14 protein-coding genes and 1 tRNA gene are annotated in these 14,463 nt (G+C 74.4%); 6 read left to right on the forward strand and 9 right to left on the reverse strand.

Going from position 1 to position 14,463, the window contains the following annotated elements; genetic code table 11:
- Nucleotides 1–5 precede the first annotated feature (5 nt).
- From JX575_RS00230 to JX575_RS00240, 3 genes are read left to right on the forward strand one after another with little or no spacing between them, the layout of a single operon-like run.
- Complete coding sequence (locus tag JX575_RS00230; protein ID WP_186339723.1) at nt 6–314, forward strand: biopolymer transporter Tol; 309 nt, start codon at nt 6–8, stop codon at nt 312–314.
- Between the two features lie 39 nt (nt 315–353).
- Entirely contained in the window at nt 354–854 is a 501-nt protein-coding gene (locus JX575_RS00235) for a glutathione peroxidase (protein ID WP_186339724.1), read from the forward strand.
- Nucleotides 851–1,843 carry a right-handed parallel beta-helix repeat-containing protein gene (locus JX575_RS00240; RefSeq protein ID WP_186339725.1) on the forward strand — a complete coding sequence of 331 codons (993 nt, stop codon included), beginning with the start codon at nt 851–853 and terminating at the stop codon, nt 1,841–1,843. The genes JX575_RS00235 and JX575_RS00240 overlap by 4 nt, the downstream gene beginning before the upstream one ends.
- Before the next feature lie 9 nt (nt 1,844–1,852).
- Here the strand turns inward: JX575_RS00240 and JX575_RS00245 are convergent, their stop codons facing one another.
- From JX575_RS00245 to JX575_RS00260, 4 genes are all read right to left on the reverse strand, one after another.
- Nucleotides 1,853–3,118, reverse strand: a complete 1,266-nt coding sequence (locus tag JX575_RS00245; RefSeq protein WP_186339726.1) for a glutathionylspermidine synthase family protein — start codon at nt 3,116–3,118, stop codon at nt 1,853–1,855.
- Nucleotides 3,119–3,136: 18 nt separating this feature from the next.
- Nucleotides 3,137–3,595 (reverse strand): DUF350 domain-containing protein, encoded by a 459-nt coding sequence (locus tag JX575_RS00250; protein WP_186339727.1) that lies wholly within the window; start codon nt 3,593–3,595, stop codon nt 3,137–3,139.
- Nucleotides 3,596–3,666: 71 nt separating this feature from the next.
- Nucleotides 3,667–4,050 carry a hypothetical protein gene (locus tag JX575_RS00255; RefSeq protein WP_186339728.1) on the reverse strand — a complete coding sequence of 128 codons (384 nt, stop codon included), beginning with the start codon at nt 4,048–4,050 and terminating at the stop codon, nt 3,667–3,669.
- The gene (locus JX575_RS00260; protein WP_206054464.1) at nt 4,047–4,619 is read right to left on the reverse strand and encodes a potassium channel family protein; all 573 of its coding nucleotides are present in this window, start codon (nt 4,617–4,619) and stop codon (nt 4,047–4,049) included. The genes JX575_RS00255 and JX575_RS00260 overlap by 4 nt, the downstream gene beginning before the upstream one ends.
- Before the next feature lie 154 nt (nt 4,620–4,773).
- On the opposite strand from JX575_RS00260, the gene JX575_RS00265 reads away from it, so the two are divergent.
- A complete protein-coding gene (locus tag JX575_RS00265) occupies nt 4,774–6,153 on the forward strand; it encodes an NAD-dependent malic enzyme (RefSeq protein WP_186339729.1) in 1,380 nt (459 codons plus the stop codon).
- A 299-nt stretch (nt 6,154–6,452) separates the two neighbouring features.
- Here JX575_RS00265 and JX575_RS00270 read toward each other — a convergent pair whose 3' ends face one another.
- On the reverse strand, nt 6,453–8,624 hold the full coding sequence (locus JX575_RS00270; protein WP_241005271.1) for an MMPL family transporter: 2,172 nt from the start codon (nt 8,622–8,624) through the stop codon (nt 6,453–6,455).
- A gap of 135 nt (nt 8,625–8,759) precedes the next feature.
- Here JX575_RS00270 and JX575_RS00275 point away from each other — a divergent pair, with 135 nt between their 5' ends.
- A complete protein-coding gene (locus JX575_RS00275; RefSeq protein WP_241005272.1) occupies nt 8,760–9,245 on the forward strand; it encodes a MarR family transcriptional regulator in 486 nt (161 codons plus the stop codon).
- Between the two features lie 27 nt (nt 9,246–9,272).
- Here JX575_RS00275 and ppgK read toward each other — a convergent pair whose 3' ends face one another.
- From ppgK to JX575_RS00295, 4 genes are all read right to left on the reverse strand, one after another.
- Nucleotides 9,273–10,028 (reverse strand): polyphosphate--glucose phosphotransferase, encoded by a 756-nt coding sequence (gene ppgK / locus JX575_RS00280; RefSeq protein WP_186339730.1) that lies wholly within the window; start codon nt 10,026–10,028, stop codon nt 9,273–9,275.
- Between the two features lie 69 nt (nt 10,029–10,097).
- The gene (gene selB, locus JX575_RS00285) at nt 10,098–11,870 is read right to left on the reverse strand and encodes a selenocysteine-specific translation elongation factor (RefSeq protein ID WP_186339731.1); all 1,773 of its coding nucleotides are present in this window, start codon (nt 11,868–11,870) and stop codon (nt 10,098–10,100) included.
- A complete protein-coding gene (gene selA, locus JX575_RS00290) occupies nt 11,870–13,210 on the reverse strand; it encodes an L-seryl-tRNA(Sec) selenium transferase (protein WP_186339732.1) in 1,341 nt (446 codons plus the stop codon). Before selA ends, selB begins: the two co-directional genes overlap by 1 nt.
- Before the next feature lie 34 nt (nt 13,211–13,244).
- Nucleotides 13,245–13,339 (reverse strand) — tRNA-Sec (locus JX575_RS00295).
- A 94-nt stretch (nt 13,340–13,433) separates the two neighbouring features.
- Between JX575_RS00295 and selD the strand changes: the two genes are divergently transcribed.
- Complete coding sequence (gene selD, locus JX575_RS00300; RefSeq protein ID WP_186339733.1) at nt 13,434–14,456, forward strand: selenide, water dikinase SelD; 1,023 nt, start codon at nt 13,434–13,436, stop codon at nt 14,454–14,456.
- The last annotated feature ends 7 nt before the right edge of the window (nt 14,457–14,463 follow it).

Below are 14,463 nucleotides of genomic sequence, written 5' to 3' on the forward strand. Positions count from 1 at the left end.
GCCACGTGGCCGAGCCGACCGACTCCCCGACCGATGCGGAGAAGTGGCTGGTCGTCGACGGCCGGCGGTGGCGGCGCACGGATCCCGCGATCCCGGCGGCCGAGCGCGAACGCCTGACCTCCCACCTCGGCAGGGGACGCGCGGGCGTCCGCTCGGCCCGCGGGGACGACGAGCTCGCGGCGACGCGACGGCGTACCCGGCTGGCCAAGGTCGGCCTCGGCGAGCGCGGCACCCCGTGGTGGGAGCAGACCGACGCCGAGCGCCGTGAGCGGTGGGAGTCGGCGCTGGTGGAGCTCGACGCCCTCGACACCTGAGGGGAGCGGTCGTGCCGGCACCGCTGGCACACTCGGGCCATGACCACTCTCTCCGACTTCTCGGCCACCGCCATCGACGGCACCGACACCGATCTCGGCCAGTACGACGGCAAGGTGGTGCTGGTCGTCAACACCGCCTCCCAGTGCGGGCTGACCGGGCAGTACCAGGGCCTGCAGGAGCTGCAGGACACCTACGCCGACCAGGGCCTGGTCGTGCTGGGCTTCCCCTGCGACCAGTTCGGCCACCAGGAGCCCGGCGACGAGGCGGAGATCTCCGACTTCTGCGAGCGCAACTACGGCGTCACGTTCCCCATGTTCGCCAAGGTCGACGTCAACGGCGACGACGCGCACCCGCTCTTCGACTGGCTCAAGGCCTCCAAGGGCGGCCTGCTCGGCAGCAAGATCAAGTGGAACTTCACCAAGTTCCTCGTCGGCCGCGACGGCCACGTGATCGACCGCTTCGCCCCGCAGACCGAGCCCGAGAAGCTCGCCGGCGACATCGAGAAGGCCCTGCAGGACGCGCCCGGGCAGGCGTCGTGAGGCGCGCCGGCGTCGCCGCGGCGGTGCTCGCCGCAGTGGTGGTGCCGGCACCCCCGGCCACGGCGGACGCCCCCACGACGCGGGCAGCGGCGCGCGCCGACGTGGTCGTCGGCACGGGCACGCCGGCGTCGTGCACCTCGCGCGCCGTGGTCCGCGCGGTCGCGAAGGGCGGCGTGATCACGTTCGACTGCGGTCCGGCGCCGGTGACGATCGAGATGACTCGCACGGCCAAGGTGGTCAACACCTCGGCCCGCGTCGTCCTCGACGGCGGCGGCCTGGTCACCCTGAGCGGTGCGGGCCAGCGGCGGATCCTCTATATGAACACCTGCGACCGGGCGCAGGTCTGGACGACCTCGCACTGCAACGACCAGGCCGAGCCTCGGCTGGTGGTGAAGCGAATGAGCCTGGTCCGCGGCAGCAGCGTTGGGGAGTCGACCGACGGCGGGGGCGGCGGCGCGATCTTCGTGCGCGGCGGCCGGCTGCGGATCGTCGACTCGACCTTCGCCGACAACCGCTGCGACCGCACCGGTCCCGACGTCGGCGGCGCCGCGGTGCGCGTGCTCGACCAGCACCGCGACCGCCCGGTCGTCGTACGCCGCTCCACCTTCACCGGCGGACGCTGCAGCAACGGCTCGGCGCTGAGCAGCATCGGCGTCTCGTGGCGGATCAGCCGCTCGACGTTCACCGGCAACCGGGCGGTCGGCCGGGGCGCCAACCCGGCGCGGCCGGGCACGCCCGGCGGCGGGTCGGGCGGGGCGGTCTACCTCGACGGCAACGACATCCACCTCACGGTGGACGACTCGACGATCAGCGGCAACCGGGCCCGCGAGGGAGGCGGGGCGATCTTCTTCGTCTCCAACGACCGCACCGGCACGTTGACCGTCCGCGGCTCGCGGCTCACCGACAACCCCAGCGACGGCTTCGAGACCCTGCCGGGCATCTTCTTCCTCGGCGCGAGCCGCACGATCACCGACTCGGTCGTGCGCTGACCCGGCGGCTCAGGCCGGCGTGGGCGCGTCCGGCCCGACGCGCTCGGCCAGCCACTGCGCCACCTGCTCCTCCGACGGCGCGAGGCCGTCGCTGATCACGTGGGGCGCCACGCGGGAGTAGTAGTCGGTGACCAGGTCGTCCGACTCCCGCACGAGCATCCCCGCGGCCTCGCCGTCGACGATCCACGACCCGAGCACCACGCGGTTGCCCTCGAAGCTCGGCAGCTCGGTGTAGGCCTGGTAGACCCAGCCCTCGGCGCCGTAGCCGCCGGGCATCACGACGTCCTCCAGCATGTCGTCGAGGTGGACGCGGATGTTGTCGCCCTCGCGCCCGTGCAGCGGCTTGGCGACCCAACGCTGGAGGTCGCGCGGCTCGTCGAAGTAGGCCGGCAGCAGCAGCCGGTGGCGGGGGAACAGCTCCCAGAGCACCGGCAGCAGCGCCTTGGTGCTGAGCAGCACCTTCCAGGCCGGCTCGATCCATCGCGTGGGCCGCGCCTCGGCCTGCTCGACGACGTGGCGGCCGAACGGCTCGGCCAGCATCTCCTCCCAGGCGTAGAGCTTGAAGGCGTTGCGCAGCGGCTCGTCGTGCACGTCGCGGTAGTCGCGGGTCTCGGGGTTCCAGCCGACCTCCGCCATCGGGTGCGCCATCGTCATCCAGCCGGCCTGGACGGCGGTGTCCATCAGGTAGTGGACCGTCATCTCCATCTCGCCGCCGTCGTAGGAGTCCTCCTCGCCGAGGTCGTAGAGGAAGTGCATCCGGTCGCCGTCGAAGTGTCCCGAGCGCCGCAGGGTGCGCCAGCCGGCGACGAGGCGGTCGTGGACGGAGTTCCACTGGTCCATCTCCGGCATCACGTCCTCCATCCAGTTCCACTGGATGATCCCGGTCTCGACGAGGCCGGTCGGGGTGTCGCCGTTGATCTCGAGCATCTTGATCGAGCCGTCCGCGCCGTAGGCCAGGTCGAAGCGGGCGTAGAGGGCGGGGTCGCCGGCCTCGATCGAGCGGCGTACGACGCCCAGCGAGCCGGGCGGCAGGCCGAGCCGCTCGTCGGTCATCGTCGTGGCCATGTGGGTGACGGCCTGCAGGCACATCGCCCACAGCTCCTCGGTGGCCGCCTCGAGGGCCTCCACCTCCTCCATCGTCACCTCGTACCAGGCGTCCTCGTTCCAGTAGGGCAGCTCGGAGCCGTCGGGCATCTTCGTGGTCGGGAAGACCAGGCCCTGCTCCACGACGGTGTCGCGCCAGCCCTCACGCGCCCGCGACCGGTGTCGCCACATCGGTGCGTGCCCCGCCGCTCAGGCGATGCTGGCGCACACGATGGCGCCGACGGAGAGGGCGACGGCGGCGGCGACGTGGGCCAGCGGGCGGACCGGCCCCGGGGCGGTGACGATGGAGCGCAGGTCGCCCGGCGTGATCGCCTCGACGGCGAAGAACATCAGCGTGTTGAGGGCGATGCCGACCACCCCGAAGCACACGGTCCAGGCCAGGGCCCAACCGAGCGAGGTCTCCCCGTTGGTCCAGATCGCGGTGAACAGCACCGCCGCGTTGGACACCAGCCACGCGGAGGTGACCAGGCCGGCGCCCTTGGAGTGGGCGTGCACCGACTCGTTGCCGTTCTCGTCGACCCCGCGCAGGTGGGTCCCGAGGTGGCCCGGGGTCGCCAGGTCGAGGACGTAGTAGGCCGCGACGAGCATCGCGCCGCCCACGAGGGCGTACGCGACGGCGTGGAGCAGGGCGTCGATCAGGTCGGTCACGGGTGTCTCCTGGGAGCGGGGCTGTCGGGCTGTCGGGGCGGTGGACGGTGGGTGGGTGATGGGGGCTCGGCTCAGCCGAAGCCGCGGGAGCTGCCGCCGAAGCCGCCCTTTGTGGTGGCGGACTTGACGCTGGAGCCGCCGGTGGTCGGCAGGCCGCCGCGCTGCACCGTGCCGTTGAGCGAGCTGCCGCTGAAGGTGCCGCCCGTCGTCGTCTGGCCGACCGCCGGGATCCGCGAGCTGGCGCCGAGGTAGTACCAGAAGAAGCCGGAGCCGCCGCCGTTGTAGTCGGAGTCGTCGTCGCACTGGTCGTCGGCGACGCGCTCCTTGGTGTCGGGGTCGACGCACACCGCGGCGTAGTCGGCGCTCGAGGAGCACCCGGTCAGCGTGCTCGCCATCAGCGCGGTGATGCCGAGCGAGATGCTGGTCGAGCGCATGCGGCGCGCGGGCGTGGTCATCGGAGGCCTCCGGGCGGGTCCTGGACGTCGTTCTTGTCGGTGAACATCGCAAGCATCTGCTCGGCGACGTCGGTGGTGGCCGCGTCGGCGGCCTCGTGCTCGGCGAGCCGCTGCTCGAGCCACTCGCGGCCGTGCTGCGCCTCGAGCGAGGCGAGGGTGAGGTGCTCGAGCCGGTCGATCCGCTCGTGGACGTCCTCGAGCACCGTCGCCACGGCGAGCGACTCCTTGTCGAAGACGAGGTTGGCGATCACGTGGCCGATGGCGATGGGCACCAGGACGAGCATCGAGACGATGAGGACCGCCCCGACGGCGCGCCCGGCGGTGGACGCGGGATAGAAGTCGCCGTAGCCGACGGTCGAGCCGGTCACGATGCCCCACCAGAGACCCTCGATCGGCCCCTTGCCCTCGAGCAGGGCGTAGACCAGCGAGCAGGCCACCCAGATCCCGAGGACGACCAGGACCAGCAGGTGCGGCGCGTTGACCAGCCCGCGGACGGGTCGCGACACGAACCCGAGCCGGCTCGCGATGGCCCGGTCGGCACCATCGACACCCGTGGCCCCCTCGGCCATGCGCACCCCCCGGTCTCCCGCGCCGTCGCGGCGACTATAGGGCCTCCCCGGCGCCGGAGCGGCCAAACCCCCCGGGACCGCGCGGGTGTCCACGTGGCGAGCCCAGGACGCCGCCGACTTGCCGGTAACCCCGCCGGGGCGGGAGGGTCTGGGCATGGCAGCAACCGCGTCGTCGTACTCGATCACCATGCGGTTGTACACCGCAGCCGACCACAGTGTCGTCGGCTCCGTCGCCACCACGATCGCCCGCAACGGCGGGGTGGTCACCGCGATCGACGTCGCGGAGTCGCGCCACGACCGCCTCACCGTCGACGTGACCTGCTCGGCCTCCGACGCGACGCACTCCCAGGAGGTCGTCGCCGCGGTGGCCGAGGTGGAGGGCGTGCGGGTCCACAAGGTCAGCGACCGCACCTTCCTGCTGCACCTCGGCGGCAAGATCTCCGTCGAGTCCAAGGTGCCGCTGCGCACCCGCGACGACCTCTCGATGGCCTACACGCCCGGAGTGGGGCGGGTGTCGATGGCGATCCACGACAACCCCGAGGACGTCCGCAAGCTGACCATCAAGGGCAACTCGGTCGCGGTGGTCACCGACGGCTCCGCCGTCCTCGGCCTCGGCAACATCGGCCCCGGTGCGGCGATGCCGGTGATGGAGGGCAAGGCCGCGCTGTTCAAGCGCTTCGCCGACATCGACGCCTGGCCGATCTGCCTGGCCAGCCAGGACACCGACGAGATCGTGCGGGCCGTCGAGATGATCGCCCCCGGCTTCGGCGGCATCAACCTCGAGGACATCGCGGCGCCGCGCTGCTTCGAGATCGAGGCCCGGCTGCGGGAGTCGCTCGACATCCCGGTGTTCCACGACGACCAGCACGGCACCGCGATCGTCGTCCTCGCCGCGCTGACCAACGCGCTGCGCTGCGTGGACAAGGAGCTCGCCGACGTGCGGATCGTGGTGTCCGGCGGCGGGGCCGCGGGCACCGCCATCGTGACCCTGCTGCTCGCCGCCGGCGCGCGCGACGTGGTCGTGGTCGACCGCGCGGGTGCGCTCGCCGCCGGCGACGAGTCGCTGTCCGCGTCCCACGCCGAGCTGGCCGCGGCGACCAACCCCCGTCGCGCCCGCGGGTCGCTGCGCGAGGTCCTCGTCGACGCCGACGTCTTCATCGGCGTCTCCGCCCCGGGCATCCTCGACCCGGAGTGGATCCCGACGATGGCGCCCAAGCCGGTGGTCTTCGCGCTGGCCAACCCCGACCCGGAGGTCGACCCGGCCGAGGCCGACCGCTACGCCGCCGTCGTGGCGTCCGGCCGCTCCGACTACCCCAACCAGATCAACAACGTGCTGGCCTTCCCCGGCGTCTTCCGCGGCCTCCTCGACGCCGGCGCCGACGAGGTCACCACCGACATGCTGCTCCGCGCGGCCCAGGCCATCGCCGACACCGTCAGCGCCGAGGAGCTGCACGCGGCGTTCATCATCCCGAGCGTCTTCCACCCCGACGTCACCAAGCGCGTCGCCTCGGCGATCAGCGGCCGCGAGGCCTGAGCCCGGGCGGCGTACGCTGCGGCGTCGTACGCGCCGGGCGGGGGCGCCGGGCGCGGGGCGCGGGGCGGGGGCGCCGGGCGCGGGGCCGGGAGCGGGGGGCCGGGCGCGGGGGCCGGGAGCGGGGCCGGGAGCGGGCGCGTGGTGGCGGCGCGTGACATAACCGCCCTCTTGGTGGGGGAGTCCGACACTTCGTGGGGGTTGCAACGGCCTCCAGGTGTCGGAGTCCCCGCTCGAGCGGGGACTCCGACGACCCGCTCGAGCGGGGACTCCGACACGGAGCGAGCCGGAAGAGCGCCCGGTCAGGCGGTCACCTTGCGGGGCCACCAGAACTTGTCGCCCAGGGTGAGGGCGAGGGCGGGCACCAGCACGGTGCGGACGACCAGGGTGTCGAGCAGCACGCCGACGCAGATGATCGCGCCGAGCTGGGCGAGCACGACCAGCGGCAGCACGCCGAGCACCGCGAAGACCGCGGCGAGCAGGATGCCCGCGCTGGTGATCACGCCGCCGGTGGCCGTCAGCGCGCGCAGCATCCCGGTGCGGGTGCCGTGCTCGCGCGCCTCCTCCCGGGCCCGGGTGACGAGGAAGATGTTGTAGTCGACGCCCAGCGCGACGAGGAACAGGAACGCCAGGAGTGGCACCCCGGTGTCCATCGCGTCGAAGTCGAACACCGTCCGGAAGAGCCACCACGAGGCACCCATGCTGGCCGCGTAGGTCGCGACGACGGTGGCGACGAGCAGCAGCGGGGCCACGATCGAGCGCAGCAGCAGGAGCAGCGCGCCCAGCACCAGCAGCAGGATCAGCGGCAGGATGAGCAGCCGGTCGCTCGCGGCGTAGTCGCTGGCGTCGATGGCCTCGGCGTCGCCGCCGCCCACGTAGGTGTCGTCGAAGTCGGCCACCGTGTCGCGCAGCGTGAGCACGATGTCGCGGGTGTCGTCGCTGCCCGGTGCGGCGTCGGGGACGGCGTCGATGCGGGCGATCCCGTCGGCGTCGTTGGTGATGCGCGCGGAGTCGACACCATCGACCTCCTCGACGGCCGCGAGCACCTTGTCGGGCTCGTCGCGGGTGATGACCTGGACCGGGTCGCTCGTGCCCGCCGGGAACGACTCGCCGAGCCGCTCGGCGGCCGAGATCGCCTCGGGTCGCTGCAGGAACTGGTCGGCCGGGTCGAGACCCGTGGTGATGGACGCCGTGCCGGTGGCCAGCACCGCGAGGCCCGCGATGGTGGCGACGACGAAGGTGCGCGGGCGCCGCGAGACGGCCCGGCCCACGCGGAACCAGAAGCCGCGGGAGTCGACCAGCACCTCGTCGCCCACGTGCGGGACGCGCGGCCAGAACACCCACCGGCCGAACAGCACCAGCGCCGCCGGCAGCACCACCAAGGCGAACGTCGCCGCGATCAGGACGCCGACCGCACACGCGAGGCCGAGGCCGCGGGTGGTGGGGACGGCCGACAGCAGCAGCGTCAGCAGGCCGAGCACGACCGTGGTGGCGCTCGAGAGCACGGCCTCGAACGTCCGGCTGAGCGCGCGCGCCATCGCCAGGTGGCGTGAGTCGGTGGTCTTGAGCTCGTCGCGGTAGCGAGATATCAGCAGCAGGGCGTAGTCGGTGCCGGCTCCGAAGACGAGCACGCTGAGGATGCCGACCGTGGACTCGTCCCACGCGAAGCCCGCCACCTCGAGCACGTTGGTGGACGCGATCGCGGCGAAGCGGTCGGCGACGCCGACCACGGTCAGCGGGATCACCCAGAGCACGGGGCTGCGGTAGGTGATGATCAGCAGGATCGCGACGACGCCCGCCGTCGCGGCCAGGAGCCGGATGTCGGCGCCGTCGAAGACCTGACCGATGTCGGCCTGGATGCCCGCGGGGCCGGTGACCTGGACCTCGACGCCGTCGGGGGCGTCCGCGCGCAGCTGCTCGCGCAGCTCCTCGACGCTGTCGATGTTGTCGGTGGCGGAGCTCGCGGACACGGGCAGGGCGAGGAGCGCCGCGGTGCCGTCCTCGGCGACCACGACGGGCGACTGCTCGCCGTCGCCGCCGGGCGGTCCGCCGCCGGTCCCGCCCTGGGTCCCGTCGGGACCACCCTGGCCGCCGCCCTGGCCGCCGCCCTGGCCGCCGCCCTGGGCACCGTCGGGCGCGCCTTGGGCGTCCTCACCACCGCCGGCCTCCGACAGCAGCGCCACCGCCTGCTTGGTCAGCTCGCCCTGCGTGGCGCGGTCGAGCTCGCCGGACTCCGCGGTCCACAGCACGATGGCCACCTGGCCCTCGTCGTCGGGCAGCTGGTCCTCGAGCTCGACGGCGTAGGTGCTGTCGGCCCCGACGGGGAGCTGGTCGACGGGGGTGGTGTCGCGCTCGCCCTCGGGGACGAAGGCGATCGCGGCCAGCGCCATCAGGATCGGGACGAGGGCGAACAGCCAGGCGAGCCTGGGCCCGGTGATCGCCCGCGCGAGGGCAGGAGGGCGGTGGGAGGTCACGAGGGTCTCCAAGGTGTGGACGGGACGTCAGGCGAGAAGTCTAGGAAAGATGGTTGCTAAGCAGGTTACTTATCAAGTTATAGGTAGTATCATGGAGAGGCAAGCCAACGGACACGACGGGGAGGTCGACACTCGGTGACGGACGCGGAGGCACCCCCCACGACGCCGCGCTGGATCGGCCGGGGCAACGAGAGCGCGCGTCCCGCGACCCTCATGGCCCTGCGCGACCTGATCGCGGTCGGCAGCCGGGTCAACCACGTCGTGTCGCGGCGTGCCGGGTTCAGCGAGTCGGAGCTGGTCGCGCTCGACCACCTCAGCCGCGAGCAGATCGGGCCCGCGGAGGTCGCGCGCCGGCTCGAGGTGTCGACCGCCGCGGCCACGGGCATCGTCGACCGGCTGGTCTCCCGCGGGCACGTCGAGCGTCGCCCCCACGAGGGCGACCGCAGGCGCACCGAGCTGCACATCACCGACTCCGGGCGCACGGAGGTGATCGGGCACCTGATGCCGATGTTCCGCGCCCTCGACGAGCACGACTCCCGGTTCACCGACGAGGAGAAGGCGGTCGTCGAGCGCTACCTGCGCGGCGCGACGGAGGCCTTCGAGCGGGCGCTCGAGCCCTGAGCCGACTGCGGTCGGGTCGGGCCCGGTTCAGTCCTCGACGCCGGCGAGGCGGTGTGCGACCAGCGCGGCGCCCACGATGCCGGCGCGGTTCTGCAGCGTGGCCGGGACCATCTCGGTGTCGACCTCGATGAGGTGGCCGAACTTGTCCCACGACTTGCTCACGCCGCCGCCGATCACGAAGAGGTCGGGGGAGAAGAGCCGCTCGACGTGGCGGAAGTAGGCGGTGAGCCGCTTCCCCCACTCCTCCCAGCTCAGCCCCTCGCGCTCGCGGGCGCTGGTGGCGGTCGTCGACTCGGCCACGGCCCCGCCGAGCTCGAGGTGGCCGAGCTCGGAGTTGGGCACGAGCTGACCGTCCCAGATCATGGCCGAGCCGATGCCGGTGCCGAGCGTGATGACCATGACCAGCCCGCTTCGGCCCTTCGCGGCGCCGTACTCCGACTCGGCGAGCCCGGCGGCGTCGGCGTCGTTGACCACGTGCACCTCGCGACCGAGGGCCTCGGTGAAGATCGCGTCGGCGTCCTGGCCGATCCACGACTTGTCGATGTTGGCGGCCGAGTGGACCACGCCGCGGCGCACGATGCCCGGCACCGTCACGCCCACGGGCCGCGTGGAGACGTCGAAGTTGTCGATGATCTGCCCGAAGACCGCCGCGACCGCCTGCGGGGTGGCCGGCCGCGGGGTGTCGATGCGCACCCGGTCGTGGGCGAAGTCGCCGACCTCGAGGTCGACCGGGGCGCCCTTGATGCCGGTGCCGCCGAAGTCGATGCCGAAGGGATGCTCCATGGCCACCAACCTATCGTCAGCGTCGACCGGGTGTGACCGGCGCAACACCGGCGAGACGGCACGACGGGTTCATCCCTCGACCCCGGGGACGGCGACCTGGCGCCGGTCGTCGGCGAGCCTGCGGGTCAGCCCGGACCGGTCGAGCCGGTCGAGCAGCGGGAGCACCACCCGCCGCGACGTGCCCAGCTCCTGGCGCGCAGCGCTGGTGGTGAAGGGCTGCTCGAGCCGCGCGAGCCGGGCGGCCGCGTCGCGGTCGGCCCCGGGCAGCAGCACCAGGCCCGGTGCCACCCGCCACAGCAGGCCGGCGCGCTCGGCCGCACCCAGGGCGCGGTCGTCGAGGCCGAGCTCGCGCAGCCGGTCGGCCGTCGGGGCGGCGAAGGGCTCGGTCGCGAGCTCGCCGCGTACGACGTCGACGGCCGCGGCCACCGCCGCCGGGAGTCCCGACCCGGGGGAGCGGACCCGCCCGCCGACGACCTGCAGCGGCGGGCGTACGAGCGGGGCGACGAGCTGCGGGTCGGGCAGGCGGAGTCGGTCGGCCAGCACGGTGAGCGGCACGTCGGGGTCGAGCGGATGGGCGCGGGCATGCTCCTCCACGAGCCCGGGCAGCCGTTGGGCGAGGGTGGCGGCGAGCGCGCGGCTGAGCAGCCACGGCCCGGCCTCGAGGTGGTCGCCGGCGGCGGGGTCGACGCCGATGCGCCGCAGCCGGTCGCGGCGGGCCAGGCCGCGGCGGGCGAGCTCGTCGGCGAGCTGCGGGGTGCCGTCGGCGCCGGCGAGCTGCGCCGCACGTCGTGCCGATGCGCCGCGCCGGCGCAACCGCGGCGGGTCGGGGTCGAGCACGTCCACGCGCCACAGCGCTCGGCGTCCGGGGTCGCGCAGCACCATCCGGTCGCCGACGCGCAGCGGCAGCGGCCGCTCGAGCGTCAGCCGGGCGATGCCGTCGGCGGCGTCGCCGAGCGGGCGGTGGCGCACGGCGACGTCGGCCGCCCCGACGTGCAGCTGCGGCGAGAGCGGCGGGCCCGCGTCGTGGTCGTCGCCCCGGAGCCGTACGTCGACCACCTCGGTGTGGTGCCACGCCGCCGGGGTGGTCAGCGGGGTCCCGCGCCCGATGCCGCCGACGTCGCCGGTGAGGTTGAGCGCCACCCGGGCGGTGCCGCTGACCGCCTCGGCGTCGCGGCCGAGGGCCTGCACCCCGCGGACTCGCACCGTGCGCTCGCCGTGGGACAGCGTGTCGCCCACCCGCACGGTGCCGGCGGGCAGGGTGCCGGTGACCACGGTGCCGGCGCCCCGCACGGTGAACCGCCGGTCCACCCAGAGACGTACGTCGGCCGCCGGGTCCGGGACGGGCAGCCGCGCCAGCATCGTCGCGAGCGCGGCACGGAGCTCGTCGAGGCCGTTGCCGGTGCGACCGCTGACCGCCACGACCGGCGCCCCGATCAGGCTGGTGCGCCCGACCTCCCCGGCGGCGCGGGCCATGGCCGGCGCGGGGTCGGCCAGGTCGCTGCGGGTGACCGCGACGACGCCGTGGGCGACGCCGAGGGCGTCGAGGGCGGCGAGGTGCTCGGCCGACTGCGGCATCCAGGGGTCGTCGGCCGCCACCACCAGCAGCGCGGCCGGGACCGGGCCGACGCCGGCGAGCATGGTGGTGAGGAACCGCTCGTGCCCCGGGACGTCGACGAACGCGACGTCGCCCGCGCCGGGCCACGCCGTCCACGCGTAGCCGAGCTCGATGGTGAGCCCGCGCCGCTGCTCCTCGGCGAGCCGGTCGGGGTCGGTGCCGGTGAGCGCGCGCACCAGGGTGGACTTGCCGTGGTCGACGTGACCCGCCGTGGCGATGACGTGCATCAGGGTCGGTCCGCGCCCGCCACGCGGCGTACGGCGTCGGCGAGCGTGGCGTCGTCGGCCGGGTCGAGGGCGAGCAGGTCGAGCAGCAGCCGCCCGCGCACCGTCCTGCCGAGCACCGGCGGGTCGCCGGCGCGCAGCGGTGCCGCGAGGCGCTCGGGCAGCGAGATCGCCGCGCTCGGCAGCTCGACGCCCGGCGCGCCGCCGCCGCCGACGGCTCCGGCGGAGTCGACGACCTCGGCATCGAGCGCGGCGACCACGTCGGCGGGCCAGGCGGCGACGACCGCCTGCGCACGTGCCCGGAGGTCGCCGGCCGAGCGGCCCAGGGCGGCCGGCACGGGGGGCAGCGGACCGGCGAGCGTGGCCTCCAGCGCGGCCAGGGTGAGCTTGTCGACGCGCAGGGCCCGGGCGAACGGGTCGCGCCGCAGCCGCTCGACCAGGCCAGCCTCGCCGAGGAGCAGGCCGGCCTGCGGGCCGCCGAGGAGCTTGTCGCCGGACGCGGTGACGAGGTCGGCGCCCGCGCGCAGCGCCCCGGCGGCGTCGGGCTCGTCGGGGAGCCGGGGGTGGTGCGCCAGCAGGCCCGAGCCGATGTCGACGACGAGCGGGACCCGGCGTCCGGCGTGGGTGATCCCGGCGAGCTCGCGGGCCGGCACCGAGGAGGCGAACCCGGTGACCGCGAAGTTGGAGGGGTGCACCTTGAGCACGAACGCGGTCGTGTCGTCCACGGCCGAGGTGTAGTCGCGCAGGTGGACGCGGTTGGTGGTGCCGACCTCGCGCAGCCGGGCTCCGACCGACTCCATCAGCTCGGGGATCCGGAAGCCGTCGCCGATCTCGACCAGCTCGCCGCGCGCGATCACCACGGTGTCGCGCCCGTCGTCGCCGCGCGCCAGCACCCGGGTGACCAGGGCGAGGGCCGCCGCACCGTTGTTGACCACGTGCACGCCGCCCGCGTCGGGAACGGCGGCGCCGAGGGCGTCCAGCGCACGGCGTCCGCGGCGGCCGCGGCGCCCGGTGGCGAGGTCGAGCTCGACGTCGGTGGCGCCGGCGGCGGTGCGCACCGCCTCGACGGCCGCCTCCGACAGCGGCGCGCGCCCGAGGTTGGTGTGCACGACGACCCCGGTCGCGTTGAGCACCCGCCGCAGGCTCGACGCCGACTCGGGCAGCGACGCCACCGCGACGTCGGCGACGTCCTCGGGGGCGACGTCGCCCGCCCGGCACTGCTCCTGCGCGCGGGCCACCGCCTGCTTGACCAGGCCGGGCCCCAGCCGCCCGGCGGCGACGACCAGGCGCTCGTCGGCGAGCACCTGGTCGGTGCGGGGCGTGGCCCGCCGCGGATCCGGCACCCGCCCCTCCTCGTCCGACGACCCGGCTCACGTGTGGCGGAGGCGGACGGGAATCGAACCCGCCCGACCCAGCTGCTGGGTCGCAACGGTTTTGAGGACCGCGTCCGTCACCAGACGAGAACCGCCTCCGCGCGCCACCCTAGTCCGGTCCTCGCGGCCGCGCCCGGTCCGCACGCCGGGCACGTGCTCGCGGCCCTGACCAGGCCGTGCCTAGATTGGCCGGGTGACCCAGCGCGCGAGCACGTCCGACCCGGCAATCCGCCTCACCCAGTACGCCTCCGGCGGCGGCTGTGCGTGCAAGGTCCCGCCCGGCGAGCTCGAGCGGGTGCTCAGCGGGCTGGGCCGGGGCCGGGCCTCGGGCGACCTGCTGGTCGGTCTCGACCACGGCGACGACGCGGCCGCCGTGCGCATCGACCCCGCTCCCGACGGCACCGGGCGCGCGATCATCGCGACCGCCGACTTCTTCACCCCGGTCGTCGACGACCCCTACGCCTTCGGCCGCATCGCCGCGACCAACGCGATGTCCGACGTGTGGGCGATGGGCGGCACGCCCGTGGTCGCGGTCAACCTCCTCGGCTGGCCGCGCGACCGGATCCCGTTCGACGTGGCCGCGGAGGTGCTGCGCGGCGGTGACGACGCGTGCACCGAGGCGGGCGCGTTCCTGGCCGGCGGGCACAGCGTCGACGACCCGGAGCCGAAGTACGGGCTCGCCGTCACCGGTCTCGCCGACCCCGAGCGGCTGCTGCGCAACGACGCGGCGCAGCCGGGCATGCCGCTGACCCTGACCAAGCCGTTGGGCCTCGGCGTGCTCAACAACCGGCACAAGTCGACCGGCGAGTGGTTCGAGGAGGCCGTCGCGGTGATGACGCAGCTCAACCGCGACGCCAGCCGGGCCGCCGTCGACGCCGGCCTGCGGGCGGCGACCGACGTGACCGGCTTCGGCCTGCTGGGCCACCTGATGAAGATGATGCGCGCGAGCGGCACCACGGCCGTCATCGACGCGGCCGCCGTGCCCTACGTCGACGGGGCGCGCGCCTCGCTCGCCGACGGGTACGTCCCGGGCGGGAGCCGGCGCAACCTCGACTGGGTGCGGCCCCACCTCGACGCCTCGGTCGACGAGGACGAGCTGGTGCTGCTCGCCGACGCCCAGACGTCCGGCGGCCTCCTCGTGGTGGGCGAGCTTCCCGGGCACCCGGTGGTGGGCGAGGTCGTGGCCGCGGGCGAGCGCGCGGTGGTCGTGCGCTGACCACCCT

The organism is Nocardioides sp. zg-1228, assembly GCF_017086465.1.
Taxonomy (GTDB): domain Bacteria; phylum Actinomycetota; class Actinomycetes; order Propionibacteriales; family Nocardioidaceae; genus Nocardioides.

What these genes read in the sequence shown, in the direction of transcription:
- JX575_RS00255 (WP_186339728.1), bottom strand. Translation starts at nt 4,050, where the DNA reads ATGACCACGCCCGCGCGCCGCATGCGCTCGACCAGCATCTCGCTCGGC.
- selB (WP_186339731.1), bottom strand. Translation starts at nt 11,870, where the DNA reads ATGCACGTCATCGCCACGGCGGGTCACGTCGACCACGGCAAGTCCACC.
- JX575_RS00235 (WP_186339724.1), top strand. Translation starts at nt 354, where the DNA reads ATGACCACTCTCTCCGACTTCTCGGCCACCGCCATCGACGGCACCGAC.
- JX575_RS00265 (WP_186339729.1), top strand. Translation starts at nt 4,774, where the DNA reads ATGGCAGCAACCGCGTCGTCGTACTCGATCACCATGCGGTTGTACACC.
- ppgK (WP_186339730.1), bottom strand. Translation starts at nt 10,028, where the DNA reads ATGGAGCATCCCTTCGGCATCGACTTCGGCGGCACCGGCATCAAGGGC.
- JX575_RS00260 (WP_206054464.1), bottom strand. Translation starts at nt 4,619, where the DNA reads ATGGCCGAGGGGGCCACGGGTGTCGATGGTGCCGACCGGGCCATCGCG.
- JX575_RS00245 (WP_186339726.1), bottom strand. Translation starts at nt 3,118, where the DNA reads ATGTGGCGACACCGGTCGCGGGCGCGTGAGGGCTGGCGCGACACCGTC.